Genomic DNA, 19242 nt, shown 5'->3' with positions numbered 1-19242 from the left:
GCTCAACAAAATTTAAAGCGGCCAGTTGAATAAATTGATTTCTGTTAGAATTGTATAAAATTGAATTTAACCCACATCACTTACTGATTTTATTTTGACCACAGAGGTAATATGTTTAAATCGAATTCCATCGCAGCCAATGTTTGTAACATCAACAAAACCACCCATGCCGCGTTGAAATCACTGCTTTTAAGTTGTACAGCTTTAATTATTGGGTGCTCCGTTGCCATGGCACAAGATCCCATTAAGGTGGATGCTATATACCCACAACCACTTGGAAGCGGACAAAATATTGTATTAACAGGCACCGTTGAAGCGAAACAAAATGCACGCCTGGCACCACTGGAATCAGGTTTGGTTGCGGCATTGAATGTAGAGGTTGGAGACAACGTCACCCAAGGGCAAGTGCTGCTGAGCTTGAACAGCAAATTGATGGAGTTGGAAGTTCAGGGTGCCTTGGCAGAGGTTGAAGTGGCCGAAGTTGACAGGCAAGAAAGCAAGCGATTGTATGCAGAAGCGCAAAGGTTGTCTGAAAAAAACATGGTGGCAAAAACCTTGATTGATGAACGTGCTTCCATGGTAGCCAGTACAGAAGCAGAGTTGGCCAGGGTCATAGCCAGTTTAAATTTACAGCAAGAGCGTTTAAAACGACACCGTTTGTTGGCACCTTTTGATGGTGTTATTGGACAAAGGAATGTCGATGTGGGCGAGTGGGTTACCCCACAAACGGCGGTATTGACGCTGGTGGCGCAAAATGACTTGAGGTTGGTGGTGGCGATTCCCCAGCAATATTACAGTCGATTGATTACACATGCAGAGGTCTCAATTAAAGTCATACCTGATGCTGCAGGTTCAGCACCTTTTGCTGCTAAATTAAGCCGTTTGGTACCTGTGTCTGACTCAACAACCCGTACTTTTACTGCTCAAATTGATTTACCTGACAGTCAAAATTTAGTGGCTGGGATGTCCGCTCGAGCAGAAATTGCGTTGCCTGATGGTGACCAAGTTGCTTTTGTTCTACCACGCTATGCCATTAAGCAGCATCCTGATGGTGGCAGCAGTGTATTTGTGGTTGAAAATAACACCGCTAAACGCATTGTGACCAGCTACACAACTTTACCAGATGATAAAGTGGCTGTTTATAATCTGCCTGCCGATCAAGCCTATATCATCACTGCTGTTGAGCTTTTGCAAGAAGGTATGCCAGTGACTGTGAACGTGATAAGCGGAAGCGAAGATGATTGAGTCAACGGTCAGGCGCGGTATTCTTGTCACTGTGGTGGTGCTGATTACCTGCATCATGGGCATCGTGGCGTCGGTTAACATTCCCATACAAATGATTCCAGATTTAGAAGTCAGGACCATCACTGTGCAAACTGGGTGGTCGGGTGCCACCCCGCAGGACGTTGAAAAAGAAATACTGATTGAGCAAGAGCGATACCTGCGCAGTTTACCCAATTTAAAACGGATGGTGTCTTCTGCCGAAATGGGTTCATCTAGAATTGAGCTGGAATTCCCTTTTGGGGTGGATGCCAACGAAGCATTGATTCGGGTCAGTAATGCTTTGAGCCAGGTCCCCGCTTATCCAGAAAATGTCGATCAGCCACGGCTGTATTCAAGTTCATTTTCGAGTAATGCCTTCATGCACTTCAGGTTGTCGCCGTTAGCCGGAAACCCGATGCAATTGGACGTGGACATGTTGCGCGATTTTGCTGATGATTACATCAGGCCCCGGATGGAAAGTGTTGAAGGCATTTCTCAAGTGGATGTGCGTGGTGGTTCTGCACGACAAATTCAAATCAAAATAGACGCCGCTCGCTTGGCACAAAGAGGGGTTAGTTTGACACAGGTGCGAGATGCCATTCGGGCACGCAACACGGATGCTTCAGCTGGGGATTTGGAAAGTGGAAAAAGCCGTTATTTATTACGGGTGGTGGGTCGTTTTGAACAATTAGATGAACTAGAAAATTTAATTATTACCCGCACAAACAACGCCAACCTGTATTTGAAAGACATAGCAGAAGTTACACTGGATCACTTTGAAACCCGCGACAAATCATACTCAGATGGCGAGCGAAATTTATCGATGTCCGTGCGCCGAGAAAGTGGGTCGAATGTGATTGCCATAAAAACGGCATTATTACCCTTGGTGGAAGACCTGAATAAAACCTTATTGAAACAAAATGGCCTCAGACTCAGGTTGATCAGCGACGATGTGCAGTATGTATCAAACTCACTACAAAATGTCTGGGTGAATTTGGGTTTAGGCGCCATCTTAGCCACTTTGGTGATGTTTTACTTTCTGCGTTCCGGGCGTTCAACCCTGATAGGCGTGATGGGTATTCCGATTTGTACCATTGCTTCGTTTCTGGCTTTGTTGGCCTTTGGTCGAACCATCAATGTGATTTCACTGGCTGGCGTGGCTTTTGCCATAGGCATGACGGTGGATAACACCATTGTGGTATTGGAATCAATCATGCAATACCGGAAAAAAGGCCTCAGTCGATTCAAAGCTGCGATTGAAGGTGTTTCTGATGTTTGGTCAGCCGTGCTGGCCTCTACGGCTACCACCATACTGGTGTTTGCACCGATTCTGTTTATTGACCAGGAAGCGGGTCAACTGTATTCAGACATTGCCATTGCCATTTCTGGCGCCATCATTGCCTCGATGTTGGTGGCCATATTTGTGGTACCTGTGGCGATGGCCAACTTCGGTAAAGAGTCCAATGCCAAAGACGATAAAAACAGCAGGTCCATACAGCTCAGTGGCCGTTGGATGCGCTTGGTGGCTGTTTTTTCTGCCAGTAAAAAACAAGCGCGGATAACAGCAGCTGCCTTTATATTATTTATTTTGGGAAGTGCTTATGTATTCATGCCGCCAGCAGAATACTTGCCGGAAGGTGAAGAGCCGAAAGCCTTTTCAAGGATGTTTGCACCACCGAATTATAATTTGTCGGAAATGGAAAAAATTGGTGACGAACTGCGTGGCTATTTCAAAGAATTTGTTGATGCCAAGCCAGATGATTTTGAAAGCGGTAAAACCAATATGCCACCACTGGCCTATTACAGCATGCGGGTTTCGATAGGCAGTATTTGGGTATTAAGTGCGCCAGTAGATGCGCAACACATCAATGCCATGATGGATGCCATCACTGAAAAATTCAGAAGTTATGAGCACATGCGGGCTTTTTCATCACGCGGTTCCATAATTTCAAGTAACAATGGCGGCACGCGTGCGGTTGCAGTTGATTTGGCAGGTAATGATTTGAACGACCTCTATCAAGCAGCGGAAGCGGTTTACTCCCAAGCTGAAATTGTGTTCGACAAGCCACAAATAAACTCAGATCCCAATTCACTGACCTTGAGCCAACCTTTGATAGAAATTCGCCCACGCTGGCAAAGACTGGCAGAATTGGGCATCAGTAACCGAGATTTTGGTTATAACGTTTCTGCCATCAGTGATGGTGCTTATGTCGATGAATTTATCCTCAACGATGACAAAGTGGACATCTTCATGTTCAGCAACGCCGGTAATAAACAAACCATTGAAGACCTGGCTTCATCACCCTTGGTGACACCACAAGGCAGTGTGATTCCCTTGAATGCCATTGCAGATTTGGTTGAAAGCAAAAACAGTGATTCGGTACGCCGGGTCGATGGTAACCGCACGGTAACGGTGTACATCATTCCACCGCGCGATGTGGCATTAGAAACCGCAGAAGCCATGGTGCGTAATGACTTGTTGCCTGCTTTGTACCAACAAGGCAGCATTGCCCAAGGCATCAATGTCAGTATCAGTGGTGCCGCCGATCAGTTGGAAGCCACCCAAAATGCCTTGTCCAGTAACTTTGCTATTGCTATTGTGCTGATCTATTTACTGCTGGTGGCAATATTCACCCATTGGCGCTATCCTTTGTTTATCTTAGCGACCGTGCCTTTGGGCATGGCCGGTGGTTTATTGGGCTTGATTGTGATCAATGCAGTCAATGCCGGCTTGACCAGCATTGGACTCGGCGGCTACCAGCCGTTTGACATGATCACCATGCTGGGTTTTTTAATCTTGCTCGGTACAGTGGTTAACAACCCGATTTTGATTGTCGACCAAACCAGGCGCTTTTTAGAACAAGGCCAAACTGTCCAAAATGCCGTCAGAGCCGCGGTCGAAAAACGCCTCAAACCGATCTTGATGTCCACCGCCACCACCATCTTCGGCCTCGCGCCATTGGTGCTGCTACCCGGCGAAGGCACCGAGTTATACCGCGGCGTTGGCTTGATTGTGATGTGCGGAATCTTTGTCTCAACTTTCTTAAGTCTGACCTTTTTACCGGCATTGTTGATGGGTTTGTTAAAGGAGCCTGAAGGTGAGCTTGAAGCAACTTAGTGTGGGTGTGTTGAGTCTGTCATGTTTCCACGTTTTCATGTTTTAGGTAAGGTAAAAAAATGAGCTGGCACAAACTGCCAGCTCATTGATTGCGTTTCTTTAAATCAAAAATCAATCAAATTGGTTCATGGTGTTGTCTTCTCCTGATGCTTTGAGGGCCGCTGCGCCAGAGAAGTATTCTTTGTGGTCATCACCGATGTTCGAACCGGCCATGTCTTGGTGTTTAACACAAGCCAAGCCTTCACGGATTTCTCTGCGCTGCACACCTTTGACATATGCCAACATGCCTTCTTCGCCGAAATAGCCTTTGGCCAATTGATCCGTAGATAAAGCAGTGGTGTGGTAGGTGGGCAAGGTGATCAAGTGATGGAAAATACCGGCACCTTGGGCACCATCCATCTGGAAAGCTTTGATCATTTTGTCGGCAGTGACCGCCAAAGCAGTGTCATCGTATTTGGCGTCCATCAAACCAGCGCGATCATAGGCTGTGACGTCTTCGCCAGATTCAGCCATCAGGTCATAAGCTTGTTGTCTGAAGTTGAGTGTCCAATTGAATGACGGTGAATTGTTATATACCAGTTTGGCGTCTTTGACCACCTCACGGATGCGCTTGACCATGCCACCAATTTGGCCCACATGTGGTGTGGATGTTTCTATCCACAGCAGGTCAGCGCCATTTTGCAGGCTGGTAATGCAGTCAAGTACGCAGCGATCTTCTCCTGTGCCTTCGCGGAATTGAAACAAACCGCTGGCCAAGCGTTTAGGTCTTAACAATTGGCCATTGCGGTTTAATACCACATCGCCGTTGTTCATTTCATCGGCTGAAATTTCTTCACAATCTAAATATGAGTTATATAAATCACCTAAATCTCCGGGCTTTTCTGTGACTGCGATTTGCTTGGTTAAACCTGCTCCCAAAGAATCGGTGCGGGCTACAATCACACCGTCATCAATGCCTAGTTCCAAAAAAGCATAGCGTACGGCGCGGATTTTGGCGATGAAATCAGCATGTGGTACAGTCACTTTACCGTCTTGATGACCACATTGTTTTTCATCTGATACTTGGTTTTCGATTTGAATGGCGCAAGCACCGGCTTCAATCATTTTTTTGGCTAATAAATAGGTCGCTTCTTCGTTACCAAAACCAGCGTCGATATCAGCAATGATCGGCACCACATGGGTTTGAAAATTATCAATGCTGTCTTGAACGCGCTGTACTGCGACTTCATCACCTGCTGCTTTGGCATCATCTAATGCTGCGAATAATTGGCGAATTTCTCTGGCATCAGCTTGTTTTAAAAAGTCATACAATTCTTTGATTAACGCTGGCACGCTGGTTTTTTCATGCATTGACTGGTCTGGTAAAGGGCCGAATTCAGAACGCAAGGCGGCAATCATCCAACCAGACAGGTACAGATAACGTTTATCTGTGGTGCCGTGGTGCTTTTTAACAGCAATCATTTTTTGTTGGCCAATGAAACCGTGCCAGCAACCTAAAGACTGGGTATATTGGGAGGAATCCGCATCATAGTCTTTCATGTCTTTGCGCATAATGGCGGCTGTGTACTTTGCAATATCAAGACCTGTTTTGAACCTGTTTTGCAGTTTCATTCGGGCAACAAACTCTGGGTTAATGGCATCCCAAGTAGACAGATTTTTCTTGATCAGGCCATCTGCAGAATTCATTTCTTTTTGATAATTTAACATCGATTGTTTCCTCTATTTAAGTCAATATTTCAGGTTGTACGCAAATGTCAAACAAACGTTTGAATTACGCTTAACAGCATATTAAGCACACTTTAGCGACAAATAAAGGGTTTTTTGTGAATTTTAAAGACATTAAATTATTTTCAGGATAAATTATACTTTTAGAGTTTTTAGTCTAAAACCTTGCTGTAGAATAAAAAGGTTTCTGTCTTAACACCGACCAATAAAGAGTTAAATATGCCAAAATATATATACAAATCAGACCTGTCAGTTGACCCAATTTTTTCTCAATTCATTGAGAATGAAGTTTTGCCGGACTTGTTGTCTGAATTGAGATTATCCACAGATGGTTTTTGGCAGGCCTTTTCTCAAATTGTTCATGAACTGAGTCCAGTTAACCATCAGTTGTTAGTGAAAAGAGGGGCATTACAAAAGCAAATTGATGAATGGAATGTACATAACAAAGGCTCATTTGACCCTACGGTTTATCAGGAGTTCTTAAAATCCATTGGCTACCTAGAAACAGAAGGTGAAACTTTTAGTATCACCACAGCCAATGTGGATACAGAAATTACCTCACAAGCTGGGCCACAGTTGGTTGTGCCGACGGCCAATGCACGATTCGCCTTGAATGCGACCAATGCACGGTGGGGCAGTTTATATGATGCGCTTTATGGTACGGACGTGATTCCAGAAACTGAAGGTGCAGAAAATTCAGCTGGCTACAATCCGGTAAGGGGTCAGAAAGTGATTGATTATGGTCGTGCCTTTTTGGATCAGCATTTTCCATTAGAGCAAGGTTCGCATAAAGATGTGGTCAGTTATGAAGTGAGCAATCAATCGTTACAAATCTCTTTAGAAAACGGCGCCGTGACTGGTTTGAAACAGCAGGAACAGTGTTTGGCATATCAGAACACTGAAAACAAATTGTCTTCAGTTTTGTTACAGAACAACGGCTTGCATGTGATGATTGAAATAGACAAAACCACAGCAATTGGCGGGTCTGATAAAGCAGGCGTCAAAGACATCGTCATGGAAGCGGCTTTAACCACCATTCAGGATTTTGAAGATTCAGTGGCGGCAGTTGATGCGCAAGATAAAGTCGGCGTGTACCGCAATTGGTTGGGTTTGATGCGTGGTGACTTATCAGATACCTTTGACAAGGCCGGTAAAACAATGACCCGAGTTTTGGCTGATGACAAACAGTTCACCTCATTGAAAGGCAGCGACTTAACATTGCCAGGTCGCAGTTTGTTGTTCTGTAGAAATGTCGGCCATTTAATGACAAATCCCGCCATATTGGATAGGAACGGTCATGAAGTGCCGGAAGGTATCATGGATGCCATGGTCTGTGTCTTGATCGCCATGTATGACCTCAAAGGTTTGGGCCAATTGAAAAATTCACGTACAGGCAGTGTCTATATAGTCAAACCAAAAATGCACGGTTCAGAGGAAGCTGCTTTTGCCAACACTTTATTCAATCGGGTAGAAGACGCCTTGGGCTTGGCTCGGCATACGGTAAAAATTGGTGTCATGGATGAAGAACGTCGCACCACGGTGAACTTAAAAGAATGTATCAGGCAAGTGAAAGATCGCATCGTGTTCATTAACACCGGGTTCTTAGACCGCACCGGTGATGAAATTCACACCAGCATGCATTTGGGCGCCATGGCACCAAAAGCTGCCATCAAGGACATGGCATGGATAAAAGCCTATGAAAACTGGAATGTGGACATCGGTCTTGAATGTGGTTTCAGTGGCAAAGCGCAAATAGGCAAAGGCATGTGGGCCATGCCAGATGAAATGGCACAAATGATGGATCAAAAATCTGGCCATCCGAAATCGGGCGCTAACTGTGCTTGGGTACCGTCGCCTAATGGCGCGACATTGCATGCCATGCATTATCATGAAACGAATGTTTTTGAAGTACAGAAAGCAACAGCCAAAAGAACGCGAGCTTCTTTAACTGATTTGTTGACCGTACCATTGTGTGATGAGCCAAAGAATTTAACCGAAACAGAGATTCAAAACGAACTGGATAACAATGCCCAAGGTATTTTGGGTTATGTGGTGCGTTGGATTGATCAAGGCGTGGGTTGCTCAAAAGTGCCCGATATTCATCAAGTGGGTTTGATGGAAGATCGTGCCACTTTGCGTATTTCTAGTCAGCATATTTGTAACTGGTTGGCGCACGGTGTTTGTAGTGAACACCAGGTCAGAGCGACTTTTGAACGCATGGCCAAAGTGGTTGATGATCAAAATGCAGGCGATAAGCAATACAAAAACATGTCAGATGATTTGGATAACAACATCGCGTACCTTGCTGCACTGGACTTGGTTTTTAAAGGCCAGAAACAGCCCAGTGGTTATACCGAGCCTTTGTTACATGTGTATCGTTTGAAGTTAAAAAGCCAAATCAGCTGAGTACCCTCAGGTCCAGACAAGCTTGATGAATTTGATGTAACTGTTAATATTTATTACAGAAATTTTAATGTTAGTTAGGTGGCACTTGTGATATTTTGGTATTTTTGAATGGCATAATTTCATGCGGAAAACATTGATGATTGGGGCAATGATTTGGCCTATTCTTAGCTGGTCACAAAGTTGCGATGAGCAAAACATCAAATTACAAGTGCTTGGCTCAGGTGGACCTGAGTTATCCGATGGACGGGTTTCATCGTCTCACTTGCTATGGGTCAATGGGAAGGCTGAGGTATTGATTGATGCAGGAAGTGGAAGTGCCCATCAGTTTGAATTGGTTGAAGCTAAGTCTGAAGATTTAAAAGCCATTTTGCTTACGCATTTGCACATTGATCACAGTGCTGATTTGCCCGCTTACATCAAGGATTCATATTTTACAGAGCGAAAAAACGACCTCTGGGTGATGGGCCCTAAAGGCAACAACAGAATGCCTGATACCAGTGTTTATTTGGAGAGGTTATTTGGCCAGAATGGTGCCTATTCTTATATGAAAAGATACCTGCTGCCCAATAGACATAGCAGTTATAAAATAAAGGCCATAGATGTAGCTCTTGATGCCAATAAAATTGAACGACACACCCTGAGCGGTGGAATTAATGTGAGCAGTATTGGTGTACACCATGGCCCCATCAGTGCGGTTGGATGGCGAGTGGACATTGGTGACTGTGGCATTACCTTCTCAGGTGATATGAGTAACCACAATAATTCTTTGGCGAAATTAGCCCAAGGCAGTGAAATGTTGGTGGCCAACAACACCATAAAAGAGGAGGCCACTGACAGAGCAAAAAATATGCACATGCCTCCTTCAGAAATAGGAAAAATTGCAGCTCAAGCAAAGGTCAAAAAACTGCTTCTTGCACACTTAATGCATAGCAGTTTACCCTATCTAGATCAAACCACATCGGTGATTAAAAAAACTTATCAAGGCCCTGTTTTAGTGGCAGAAGATTTGATGTTAATCGATCTGAAGTAAAAATTTAAAACGAATTTTTTTGGATTGAGGTCAGCGCCAATAATGACATGAGCGCCCATGTCTTTGGTGGTGTTGACGGGGATATTTTCTAAAATACCTCCATTGATCAATACCTGCTTTTTTGATGATGGGTGAAAACACACCCGGAATACAGGTGCAGACCATTTCGGCATCGGCAACTCGACATGTTGTAAAGGTCGCTTTTTTTCCGTTTTAAATCTCACTGGCAATGATGGCAAAGGGTATGTTGGCTTGAATGAAGTCCACATCGCCTTATTGATCGTGCATCAGAAAGGCTATTATTGGTTACTTAATATGGCAAATTTAGACAAAGAAATTTTTGTAATATCCAGTCATTTCATTTTCATGGTGCTGTTTTGAATTGCCTTCCAGGGCAAACCAAAAACAAATAAAGTACTGACCAAAGCACCAATGCTGGTTTCCACAACCATGTCAGTTTTGATATCACATTCTTCGAGTGCAGGTAAAACACCAATGTGTGCGGCGACCAGTACCGCACCACCACCTAAAGCCAATCCAATTTTTGAGTCATCGAGTACTTTCCAAATTATGATTTGATTTCACTTTTTTATTCTACCAATTAAGTTATTATGTTGGCATTATTTGAGGAATAAATGATGAAAATATTATTGTCTTTTTGTATTGCTTTCTTTGTTGGGTCACCGGCTGTGGCTTTGAATTATTTTGTCAATTCTACTGGTGATGCGCCTGATGCCGGCCTCGACGGTGCATGTAATACCGGTGGAATGGTTGGCGGGCAGGTTGAATGTACATTGCGTGCTTTGATTCAAGAAATCAATGCCACTGCGGCGGAAGATTCAATTGGTTTCCTCATCAGCAATTGCCCAAACGGAGTTTGTACTATCACGATTAATTCGTTGTTACCAGAAATCATCTCACCAGTCATTATCGATGCCAGTTCCCAAGGCGGTAATGGTGGTGTTTGTGGTGATATTACTGGTCGTGAAGAATATAAAATTGTGATTCAAGGCAACGGCGGTTTTGATGGTCTGAGACTGGGATCTGGGTCTGATGGTTCGGTTATCAGTGGCCTCAATTTGCGTAATTTCTTTAACCCAATTACCATCATCAACTCCAATAACAACCAAGTGAAATGTAATTTGATTGGTACTGATCAGAGCGGTATGGCTTTGGCAAATAACAACGGTGCGAATGGGGTGATTTTAGGCTGTAGCAGTAAGGACAACATCATTGGTGGTATGAATAATGAAGGCAATGTGATCTCAGGACATGCCGGTGATGGGATACAATTTTATGGTGGTTTCTCATGTAATCCCACAGACAATGAGCCTAAAAACAATGCCATTTTGGGCAATTTTATTGGCACTTTAAAAGATGGCACTACAGCAGCTGGTAATGCGTATTCTGGGATATCATTTTTTGGTGGTGCCGCCAGTGATAATCACATCGGCAGCTTAACTGATAGCACCAGTTTGAGCCCGAATGTGATAGCGGCCAATGAATCAGGTATTTATATTGGTGACGAAGTTTCAGGAACCACCATACTCGGTAACTATATTGGTACAGATTTAAGTGGTTCAGTTGATTTGGGTAATGTTTATGGGGGTGTGGACATCATTTCTGGGCATGACACAAAAATTGGTGGTGATTCTTTGGTCAACAGTAATACCATTGCATACAACAGCCAAGGTATTTTTATCAGTGGTGAAACTTCATCAGGTAATCATTACAGCAGGAATTTGATATATCACAATGATACCGTAGCTGTTGATATCGTTCGAGATGGAGGCACAGAACCCGATGGTATTAACGCAAATGACACAGACGATGCCGATACGGGTGCGAATCACTTGATGAATAATGTGGCAGTTTCTGCTGTGACGGTTATTGAAGACCAAATGATTGGTAATTTTGCTCAATTTGATTTGATGGTGGATGCCACAGAACAAAATGCAGCATACCCGCTGTGGATTGAAGCCTATGTGGCTCCGTATGGCAGCGACATTTTTGAGTTGCGCAGTGGTTCGATTTATCAAAATGCACAACAGGCGGTTTTATATATGGTTGATTTACAGGGTCAAACCAGTACCCAAGTTAAATTTGTGTTGACAGATGATGACAACAATGCATCCGAAATGTCAGGTATTTATCATGTCAATCCGCCGGATGTGATTTATAAAAATGGCTTTGAACAACAGCCATGAGTAACGGCATTCATTTCAACATCAAACACAAAGTCGGCATCAAGGCTTCAGCCAGTGACATTTAATTGTGAGCGAAAAACAACTGACAAAAGGACCCATTAAGCCGCATTTGATTCGTTTGGCCATTCCTGCGGCGTTGGGCATGGTGTTCAACACCTTGTATAACCTGACCGACAATTGGTTTGCAGGCCAAATTTCAGATGATGCGTTGGCGGGTTTGTCCATAGCGAGTGTGGTTTTTGCTTTGTTCATTGGTTTGGCCGCGGGCTTACAAAGTGGCACTTCCGCGATGGTAGCCCCCGATGTGTCGGGCGATAAAAAATCAAAAGTCAGACATTGGGTGAACAATGCGACAGGCATCGCATTGTTGCTTTCCATTTTGATCATTATATTGGGACTGGTGTTTGGTCAGTCTTTGTTGTCTGTGCTTACGGAATCAAGTGTAACCATCGACTTGGCTTGGCAATACACCTGGGTAATTTTGCTGGGGAATTTGGGTTTTGTGTTAACCAATGTCGCCGCAGGTGCTTTGATGGGTTTTGGAAATACCCAAGCTTTTCGGAATGTATTGATTGCTGGCTTTTTTGTTAACTGGCTGCTTAACCCGTTGTTTATTTTTGTGCTTGATTTGGGTGTGGCAGGTTTGGCATGGTCAACAGTGGTGATCAAGTTGGCTTCTGCTGTGGTGTTGTTTTGGTTGTTGTCTAAAGAAATGGGTGTGGTGCCACACCCTGAATTCCGTTGGCGAAAATGGAAACATTTACTTCGTCAAATCATACCTTCCAGTGCCAACATGTTGACCATAATCGTGGGTGGTTTTATTACCATTTATTTTGTCGGTCGATTTGGTGATGAAGCAGTGGCTGGTTATTCAGTGGGTGTGCGCATTGAACAGTTATTGTTATTAACGGCCATGGGTTTGAATGCCGCGGTGATGGCAGTGGCGGGTCAGAGTTATGGCGCCAAAGATTATCAGCGGGTCAAGGAAACCTATCATCAGGCATTGAAGTTGGGCTTTTTTGTTTCGCTTTTGGCCATGCCGATGATGGTGTTTTTGTCACCCTTGATGATGGATCAATTCAGCAACGATGATAAAATCATAGGTATCGGTGTGTATTATCTGCGCGTTGATGCTTTGGCTTTTTTTGGTTATGTGTTGTTGTTCAACAGCGTGGCCGTGTTACAAGCGATTAAACAGCCGATATTCCCTATGGTCATTGGTGTGTTGCGACAAATGGTGTTGCCGACATTGGCAAACTTCATATTGATAGTGGTGCTGGATTATGATGTTTATGCCATCTTTTGGGCCATCGTTTGTATTGTTTTGAGCAGTGCGGTCTTGATGCTGGTTTACACCGAAAGGCAGTTGAGAAAACTCTGATGTGAAACGCTGTAAAGTATAGGGAGCATGGGCTAAAATAGATTTTTTAATTCAAACTAAGACCCATGACTGACCAGTTCATTAAATGTAAAGCCGCCATTGCTTGGCAAGCCAACCAACCTTTGTCCATCGAAGAAGTTGATGTGATGCTGCCGAAAAAAGGTGAGGTGTTGGTGAAAGTCATCGCATCTGGCGTCTGCCACACCGATGCATTCACCTTATCAGGTGAAGATCCTGAAGGTATATTCCCAGCAATTCTCGGCCACGAAGGCGGTGGTATCGTTGAGCAGGTTGGCGAAGGCGTGACTTCTGTTGCGGTCGGCGATCATGTGATTCCTTTGTACACACCAGAGTGTGGTGAATGTAAATTCTGTACTTCTGGAAAGACCAACTTGTGTCAAAAAATTCGCGAAACCCAAGGCAAAGGCTTGATGCCAGATGGCACCACACGTTTTTATAAAGACGGCGAGCCGATTTTCCATTACATGGGTTGTTCGACTTTTTCTGAATACACCGTGCTGCCTGAAATTTCATTGGCCAAGGTGAGTAAAGAAGCGCCATTGGAAGAAGTGTGTTTGCTCGGTTGTGGTGTCACCACAGGTATGGGCGCGGTATTGAACACGGCCAAAGTGGAAAAAGGAGACACGGTGGCCATTTTTGGCTTGGGTGGCATAGGCTTATCAGCTGTGATTGGTGCCAAGATGGCAGGAGCCAGTCGCATCATTGGTGTCGATATCAATGAGTCAAAATATGACTTGGCGAAAAAGCTCGGTACCACCGATTGCATTAACCCCAAAGATTATGACAAGCCGATCCAAGAGGTGATTGTTGAATTAACTGACGGCGGCGTAGATTATTCATTTGAATGCATCGGAAATGTCGATGTCATGCGTTCTGCTTTAGAGTGTTGTCACAAAGGTTGGGGTGAGTCTGTGATTATTGGTGTCGCCGGCGCGGGACAAGAAATTTCAACCAGACCGTTTCAATTGGTTACAGGTCGTGTTTGGCGTGGTACAGCCTTCGGTGGTGTAAAAGGCCGTTCAGAATTACCCAAAATTGTAGAACAGTACATGGCGGGTGAATTTGCTTTGGATGATTTCATCACCCACACCATGTCGCTAGAACAAATCAACGAGTCATTCGACTTGATGCACGAAGGCAAAAGCATCCGTTCGGTGATTCATTTTGACCACAAAGTTTAAGCATTGCGGTTTACAATTTAATTAAACACAGGCCAAAGTTAGAGAGATAAGTTATGGAATTATTAGATCAACACAAATGCCACGGCGGTTGGGTGAAGCGATTCGAACATGCCTCAGTATCCACCGGCTGCATCATGCGGTTTTCCGTTTTTGTGCCTCCGCAAGCTGAAATTGAGGACTTGCCTGTGGTGTATTGGTTGTCAGGTTTAACTTGTACAGATGAAAACTTTGTCCAAAAAGCAGGGGCTTTCAAGGCTGCTGCTGAACTGGGTTTGATGCTGGTGATGCCAGACACCAGTCCGCGCGGGATGGATTTTGATGGCAAAGATGTGCCCAATGATGAAGCCTATGATTTAGGACAGGGCGCAGGTTTTTATGTCAATGCGACTCAAGCGCCTTGGAAAGCGCATTTCCACATGTATGATTATGTGGTCAGCGAGTTACCAGAATTGATAGACAACCATTTTCCAGTCAATGGCCAACAAGCCATATCAGGGCATTCCATGGGTGGTCATGGCGCATTGGTTATTGGTTTAAGGAATGCAGAAAAATACAGTTCCATTTCGGCATTCAGTCCGATATGTCACCCCACAAATTGCCCATGGGGTGAAAAAGCATTTGCTGCTTACTTAGGTGATGATAAAGCACAATGGCAACAATACGATGCCAGTTTGTTGCTTTTAGAAGCAGATGGTGAAATGCCTATATTGGTCAATCAAGGTACTGATGACCAGTTTTTAGAAGAGCAGTTGGGTTCACAAGCTTTGATTGATGCTGCTGAAAAAAGTGGTCAGCCTTTGTCTTTAAATTTCTGCCAAGGCTACGACCACAGCTACTTTTTCATCAGCAGTTTTATTGAGTCTCACCTGAAATTTCACCACACGCACTTCATCACCGAATCGCAATCAGGCAGTGGTGACACAACAGAAGAAGAATAAGGTGCAAGCTATCAATAAATACTGCCCAAGGTCGGGCAAAGAAATCGCTGCTGATTCTTTGGTCAGCTACCGTGGTCACACCGCCGGTTTTTGTAATCCCGGTTGCAGCGGAGATTTTGCTGAACAAACAAAAAACAATCCTGAAGCCTGTCCCAAAGACCGTGCTTATTTTGATGTGTTGATAAAGGAAAACAGTTAAAGCAATGAAAAATAAAATGCTATTGAGTGCGAAGGGGTGTGTGTTGTTTGTCTTGTTTTTTGGGTGTCAAATTCAAGCCGGTACGATATACCAATGTAAAAACGAAGATGGTGCTACAGCCTATCAAGACCACCCTTGTGATGGTGGTGCCATTGAATTTGAACCACCGAGTTTCAATAACGACAAATTCAAAGTCGTAATGGCCAAAACCTTGGCTAAGCTGGCAAAAGAGTCAGGTAAAGGCGCCAATGACCCTAAAATACAGAAAGCGGCGGAAGTCATGGCGATGACCGATGCAGCCAAAAGTTATGCCTTCACTCAAATTCATGGCGTGGCTGTGAAGCATTGTGGTGCGCCTGTAAAACAAGCCATGGCAAAATATCAATCGAATGCATCAGACATCATTGCATTGGGGAAATACTATTACACCCATGGCATTCATGCCGAACTGGGTGAAAAGAACATCAGCCAAACAGGTAAAGAACTGACAGATGGTTTACAAGGCATGTTGGATAAAATGGACCGTGAACATGCTTCAGCTGGCAAAGACAAATTAAAACGCAAATGCAAGGAAGCCGTATCGGCATTGAAAATGCTCACCATGCTTTATGCCAATTAAACAACAACAAGCCACATCATGTATCTGTCAATAATGGCTTGATATGTTGTTATGATGAAGCTCAACGAACAACATGAGATAAACAAGATGGAAAACATGAAACTGTTTATTGCCAACAAAAAGTATTCTTCGTGGTCGCTGCGGCCTTGGATTTTATTCAAAGAGAAAGCCATCCCATTTGAGGAGCAACTGGTGCCGCTTGACTTTGAAACAGGCAATCAACGGTATAAAGACTTCAATCCTGTAGGAAAAGTACCCGCCCTTCAACAGGGTGATTTGGCGGTCTGGGATTCATTGGCCATCATGGAATATCTGGCTGAACTGTACCCAGAAAAAAGCCTGTGGCCAAAAGACCCGAAATCGCGCGCCCATGCCAGAAGCATTGTGGCAGAAATGCACAGTGGGTTTATGGACTTAAGAAACGAATGTCCCATGAACATGTGTCGCGAGCCAAGTAAAATCACTATGTCAGACGGTGTAAAAAATGATGTTGAAAGGATTGAAGCCATTTGGGCTGATTGTTTGGAAAAATACCAAGGGCCGTTTTTATTCGGTGAGTTCAGCATAGCAGATGCCATGTACGCGCCAGTGGTCAACAGGTTGTATGCTTATGACATCGACTGTAAACCAAGCACCAAAACTTATTGTGATACCATGAAGTCACTGGAGGCTTGGCAATCTTGGCAACGTGATGCCGATGAAGAGCCTTGGGTGATTGCGCGAGCGGAAAAATAAGGAAGAAGAATCAGTGAAGCAACTAATTATCACTTTAGATTCTCAATGTTTTACCTATCTGGCTTTAACTTTCTTTAATCAAAAAGAGCCTCTTGGTGATTTAGCTCAAGAAAAAGTCGCTTTGTTTAGGAGTTTTGTCTATGGAGAAGTTGAGTTATCAATAGTACCTACGGTTGAAGAAGAGTGGAAACAAATAAAGGATATTGCAAAATATAAGCAACATAATGACGTAAATGAAATTCTAATCCCAACATTATCTCCATATTATTCTAGTTTATCATCGGAAAAAATTAGTTTATATACTGAAAAATATTTGCAATATCACCCGAAAAAAAATGATTGTAAGATTCTCTCTGAAGCAGAAGTATTAAACTGCGATTTTTTTGTTAGTTATGATAATGATTTAATCAACAGGTTATCAAAAGTCAGCGAAACATCAATTCTTAAGCCAAAAGAACTATGGAAGATGCTTGATGTTCCTAGGGGCGCAAAACCGAAGGTTATTCCAAAGGGGGAAAATCCAATGGTTAATGAGGTATGGTGGAAATGGTAGTACCTTGAGGGCAGTGAATCAGGTTAAGGCCGGCCAAAGCTTATATCGACAATTTTATGTTCCTCGTCTATGACCACGGTGATGGCTTCGCTTTCGCCGTCTGCTTCTATCGGTACATAGAGCATCATGCCATTGTCCACTTCCACATCTTCCAGTTCATCCCAGTTGGTGATGACTTCTATTTCGCCCTCATCAAAATACCTGATCATGGCCAGATAGTTTTCTTCAATCAGTTCTTCAGTCCATTTTTCTTGGGCTTCTTGTGACAGCATATTCGCCGCCTCGCTGTAAGCGCCTTGGAAGACGTGTAATGCAAACGTATCTGCTGCTTGTCTGGTTGTTAACATGGTTTTGTTTTGCCTTTAATCAAATGATGCCACCAGATCGGCAGCACGGTTAAATTCACGGTTAGACTGCCAAGTTTCGGGCGAATCATCTGGCGCAATATAACCCCAGCCTGCGATCATGGAGACCATACCGGCGGCATTGGCTGCGGTGATGTCTGATTCGGCATCACCGAGGTAGGCAGTGGTGTTTGGGTCTATGTTCATCTGTTCCGCGGCCACCTGCAAAGGTTTGGGGTCTGGTTTACTGACACCGACTTCATCAGCCGAAATCACTACTTGAGCGGTTTTGAATTCTGGAATGGTGGCGACCAATGGTGCAGTCAACCAGCCGGGTTTGTTGGTGACGATGCCCCAAGGGATGTTGTTGTCATCTAAATGCTTTAATAATTCAGGAATGCCGTCGAACAGTTGGTTGTGGCTGTTGAGTTGTTTTTTGTAGATGTCTAAATACTCTAAGCGCAGGGTTTCTTTGTTGCCTTGTTCTAATTCAGGAAACAGTGCATGCACCAAGGCGGCCGAACCTTTTGAGATGTACTGGCGGTAATCGGCGGTTGGCAGTGTTTTTTCGATGCCATGGTTTTTGGCCAAGGTTTCCAGTGCCTTGATCATATCGATGGCGGTATCGACCAAGGTGCCATCCAGATCGAACAGTACGGCTTTGATTGGTTTCATGATTGCTTGCTTTTTTTCTGGACAGCTAAGAAATAGTTGATGTCCAAGTCTTGCTTGTCCAATGTCGCTGTACCAGTGAACGGGTTGTAACGCATGCCTGATAAATCTTTGATGTCCACATCTTTGGTTTTCAGTGCCGCGACCATTTCCGAGGGTTTGATGAATTGGGCATAATGGTGGGTGCCTTTGGGCACGATGCGCAACACATGCTCAGCCGCAACAATCCCCAGCATCATGGCTTTGGGTGTTCGGTTCAAAGTAGATAAAATCAACCAACCATCCGGTTTCAAAGCCGCCAAACAGGCATCAATGATGCTTTCAGGATCAGGCACATGTTCCAACATTTCCAAACAAGTCACCACATCATATTGCTCAGGATTGGCCGACGCATGGTCTTCAATGCTTTGTAGTTGGTAATCCACCTTCAATTCCGATTCATACAAATGCATCTTCGCCGTTTTCAAAGAATCCTCAGCCAAATCAAGGCCAGTCACTTTTGCACCTTGAGCCGCCATGGCCTCTGATAAAATCCCGCCACCACAACCGACGTCCAGCACCTTTTGGTCCTTCAAAGCAGTGAACTGCTCGATATAAGCCAGCCGGCAAGGGTTGATTTGATGCAAAGTCTTGAAAGGCCCATCTTTATCCCACCAAAAAGCCGCTTGGCTGTTGAATTGATCGAGTTCTGCTTGGCTGTGATTGTTGCTCATTATGCTATTTTATTTGTTGTTTCGGAGTGACATTTTACACGTTTTCAATCATAACCATATTGAGAGTTATTTTTAGCTGGATTGCCTAAGTATTTTTACTTGTATAACCTGTTTCATCCTTGAGCTGAAGTCATAAA

Annotated in this window: 17 protein-coding genes; 12 read left to right on the top strand and 5 right to left on the bottom strand. The window is 44.1% G+C overall.

What is annotated here, in order from left to right:
- The first annotated feature begins 111 nt into the window (after nucleotides 1-111).
- Together FET73_RS05630 and FET73_RS05625 are read left to right on the top strand one after the other, a co-directional pair.
- Nucleotides 112-1245, top strand: a complete 1134-nt coding sequence (locus FET73_RS05630) for an efflux RND transporter periplasmic adaptor subunit (protein ID WP_154222922.1) — start codon at nucleotides 112-114, stop codon at nucleotides 1243-1245.
- Nucleotides 1238-4381 carry an efflux RND transporter permease subunit gene (locus tag FET73_RS05625; protein ID WP_154222921.1) on the top strand — a complete coding sequence of 1048 codons (3144 nt, stop codon included), beginning with the start codon at nucleotides 1238-1240 and terminating at the stop codon, nucleotides 4379-4381. The genes FET73_RS05630 and FET73_RS05625 overlap by 8 nt, the downstream gene beginning before the upstream one ends.
- Before the next feature lie 111 nt (nucleotides 4382-4492).
- Here the strand turns inward: FET73_RS05625 and FET73_RS05620 are convergent, their stop codons facing one another.
- Nucleotides 4493-6088 carry an isocitrate lyase gene (locus FET73_RS05620; protein ID WP_154222920.1) on the bottom strand — a complete coding sequence of 532 codons (1596 nt, stop codon included), beginning with the start codon at nucleotides 6086-6088 and terminating at the stop codon, nucleotides 4493-4495.
- A 237-nt stretch (nucleotides 6089-6325) separates the two neighbouring features.
- On the opposite strand from FET73_RS05620, the gene FET73_RS05615 reads away from it, so the two are divergent.
- Nucleotides 6326-8512, top strand: a complete 2187-nt coding sequence (locus tag FET73_RS05615) for a malate synthase G (RefSeq protein ID WP_154222919.1) — start codon at nucleotides 6326-6328, stop codon at nucleotides 8510-8512.
- Nucleotides 8513-8633: 121 nt separating this feature from the next.
- Nucleotides 8634-9542: an MBL fold metallo-hydrolase gene (locus tag FET73_RS05610; RefSeq protein ID WP_154222918.1), complete on the top strand. Its 909-nt coding sequence runs from the start codon at nucleotides 8634-8636 to the stop codon at nucleotides 9540-9542.
- A 353-nt stretch (nucleotides 9543-9895) separates the two neighbouring features.
- Here the strand turns inward: FET73_RS05610 and FET73_RS05605 are convergent, their stop codons facing one another.
- Nucleotides 9896-10078 (bottom strand): patatin-like phospholipase family protein, encoded by a 183-nt coding sequence (locus tag FET73_RS05605; RefSeq protein WP_154222917.1) that lies wholly within the window; start codon nucleotides 10076-10078, stop codon nucleotides 9896-9898.
- Nucleotides 10079-10180: 102 nt separating this feature from the next.
- Between FET73_RS05605 and FET73_RS05600 the strand changes: the two genes are divergently transcribed.
- The 8 genes from FET73_RS05600 to FET73_RS05565 all read left to right on the top strand — a co-directional run bounded on the left by FET73_RS05600 (nucleotide 10181) and on the right by FET73_RS05565 (nucleotide 17376).
- Nucleotides 10181-11749, top strand: coding sequence for a right-handed parallel beta-helix repeat-containing protein (locus FET73_RS05600; RefSeq protein WP_154222916.1), 1569 nt, complete (start codon nucleotides 10181-10183; stop codon nucleotides 11747-11749).
- A 67-nt stretch (nucleotides 11750-11816) separates the two neighbouring features.
- A complete protein-coding gene (locus tag FET73_RS05595) occupies nucleotides 11817-13130 on the top strand; it encodes an MATE family efflux transporter (protein WP_218944268.1) in 1314 nt (437 codons plus the stop codon).
- 80 nt (nucleotides 13131-13210) lie between these two features.
- Nucleotides 13211-14332, top strand: coding sequence for an S-(hydroxymethyl)glutathione dehydrogenase/class III alcohol dehydrogenase (locus FET73_RS05590; RefSeq protein WP_484502566.1), 1122 nt, complete (start codon nucleotides 13211-13213; stop codon nucleotides 14330-14332).
- Nucleotides 14333-14385: 53 nt separating this feature from the next.
- Nucleotides 14386-15270, top strand: a complete 885-nt coding sequence (fghA, locus tag FET73_RS05585) for an S-formylglutathione hydrolase (protein ID WP_154222914.1) — start codon at nucleotides 14386-14388, stop codon at nucleotides 15268-15270.
- 1 nt (nucleotide 15271) lies between these two features.
- Nucleotides 15272-15469, top strand: coding sequence for a YHS domain-containing protein (locus tag FET73_RS05580; protein ID WP_154222913.1), 198 nt, complete (start codon nucleotides 15272-15274; stop codon nucleotides 15467-15469).
- A 4-nt stretch (nucleotides 15470-15473) separates the two neighbouring features.
- Nucleotides 15474-16088, top strand: coding sequence for a DUF4124 domain-containing protein (locus FET73_RS05575; RefSeq protein ID WP_154222912.1), 615 nt, complete (start codon nucleotides 15474-15476; stop codon nucleotides 16086-16088).
- Nucleotides 16089-16139: 51 nt separating this feature from the next.
- On the top strand, nucleotides 16140-16823 hold the full coding sequence (locus tag FET73_RS05570; protein ID WP_218944267.1) for a glutathione S-transferase family protein: 684 nt from the start codon (nucleotides 16140-16142) through the stop codon (nucleotides 16821-16823).
- 13 nt (nucleotides 16824-16836) lie between these two features.
- On the top strand, nucleotides 16837-17376 hold the full coding sequence (locus tag FET73_RS05565; RefSeq protein ID WP_154222911.1) for a hypothetical protein: 540 nt from the start codon (nucleotides 16837-16839) through the stop codon (nucleotides 17374-17376).
- Between the two features lie 23 nt (nucleotides 17377-17399).
- Here FET73_RS05565 and FET73_RS05560 read toward each other — a convergent pair whose 3' ends face one another.
- Genes FET73_RS05560 through ubiG form a run of 3 tightly spaced genes read right to left on the bottom strand, consistent with a single transcriptional unit; the run spans nucleotide 17400 to nucleotide 19105 of the window.
- Entirely contained in the window at nucleotides 17400-17723 is a 324-nt protein-coding gene (locus tag FET73_RS05560; protein WP_154222910.1) for a hypothetical protein, read from the bottom strand.
- A 15-nt stretch (nucleotides 17724-17738) separates the two neighbouring features.
- Nucleotides 17739-18395, bottom strand: a complete 657-nt coding sequence (locus FET73_RS05555) for an HAD family hydrolase (RefSeq protein WP_154222909.1) — start codon at nucleotides 18393-18395, stop codon at nucleotides 17739-17741.
- Entirely contained in the window at nucleotides 18392-19105 is a 714-nt protein-coding gene (gene ubiG, locus FET73_RS05550) for a bifunctional 2-polyprenyl-6-hydroxyphenol methylase/3-demethylubiquinol 3-O-methyltransferase UbiG (RefSeq protein WP_218944266.1), read from the bottom strand. Before ubiG ends, FET73_RS05555 begins: the two co-directional genes overlap by 4 nt.
- Between the last annotated feature and the right edge of the window lie 137 nt (nucleotides 19106-19242).

It is taken from the genome of Marinicella rhabdoformis (assembly GCF_009671245.1).
Classification (GTDB): Bacteria; Pseudomonadota; Gammaproteobacteria; order Xanthomonadales; family Marinicellaceae; genus Marinicella; species Marinicella rhabdoformis.
The sequence above is the reverse complement of the archived record's forward strand: the minus strand, read 5'-3'. Positions and strand labels throughout refer to the sequence as shown.

Excerpts from the sequence above, each read along its gene's own strand:
- FET73_RS05630 (WP_154222922.1), top strand. The coding sequence starts at position 112 with ATGTTTAAATCGAATTCCATCGCAGCCAATGTTTGTAACATCAACAAA.
- FET73_RS05625 (WP_154222921.1), top strand. The coding sequence starts at position 1,238 with ATGATTGAGTCAACGGTCAGGCGCGGTATTCTTGTCACTGTGGTGGTG.
- FET73_RS05620 (WP_154222920.1), bottom strand. The coding sequence starts at position 6,088 with ATGTTAAATTATCAAAAAGAAATGAATTCTGCAGATGGCCTGATCAAG.
- FET73_RS05615 (WP_154222919.1), top strand. The coding sequence starts at position 6,326 with ATGCCAAAATATATATACAAATCAGACCTGTCAGTTGACCCAATTTTT.
- FET73_RS05610 (WP_154222918.1), top strand. The coding sequence starts at position 8,634 with ATGCGGAAAACATTGATGATTGGGGCAATGATTTGGCCTATTCTTAGC.
- FET73_RS05600 (WP_154222916.1), top strand. The coding sequence starts at position 10,181 with ATGAAAATATTATTGTCTTTTTGTATTGCTTTCTTTGTTGGGTCACCG.
- fghA (WP_154222914.1), top strand. The coding sequence starts at position 14,386 with ATGGAATTATTAGATCAACACAAATGCCACGGCGGTTGGGTGAAGCGA.
- FET73_RS05575 (WP_154222912.1), top strand. The coding sequence starts at position 15,474 with ATGAAAAATAAAATGCTATTGAGTGCGAAGGGGTGTGTGTTGTTTGTC.
- FET73_RS05570 (WP_218944267.1), top strand. The coding sequence starts at position 16,140 with ATGATGAAGCTCAACGAACAACATGAGATAAACAAGATGGAAAACATG.
- FET73_RS05560 (WP_154222910.1), bottom strand. The coding sequence starts at position 17,723 with ATGTTAACAACCAGACAAGCAGCAGATACGTTTGCATTACACGTCTTC.
- FET73_RS05555 (WP_154222909.1), bottom strand. The coding sequence starts at position 18,395 with ATGAAACCAATCAAAGCCGTACTGTTCGATCTGGATGGCACCTTGGTC.
- ubiG (WP_218944266.1), bottom strand. The coding sequence starts at position 19,105 with ATGAGCAACAATCACAGCCAAGCAGAACTCGATCAATTCAACAGCCAA.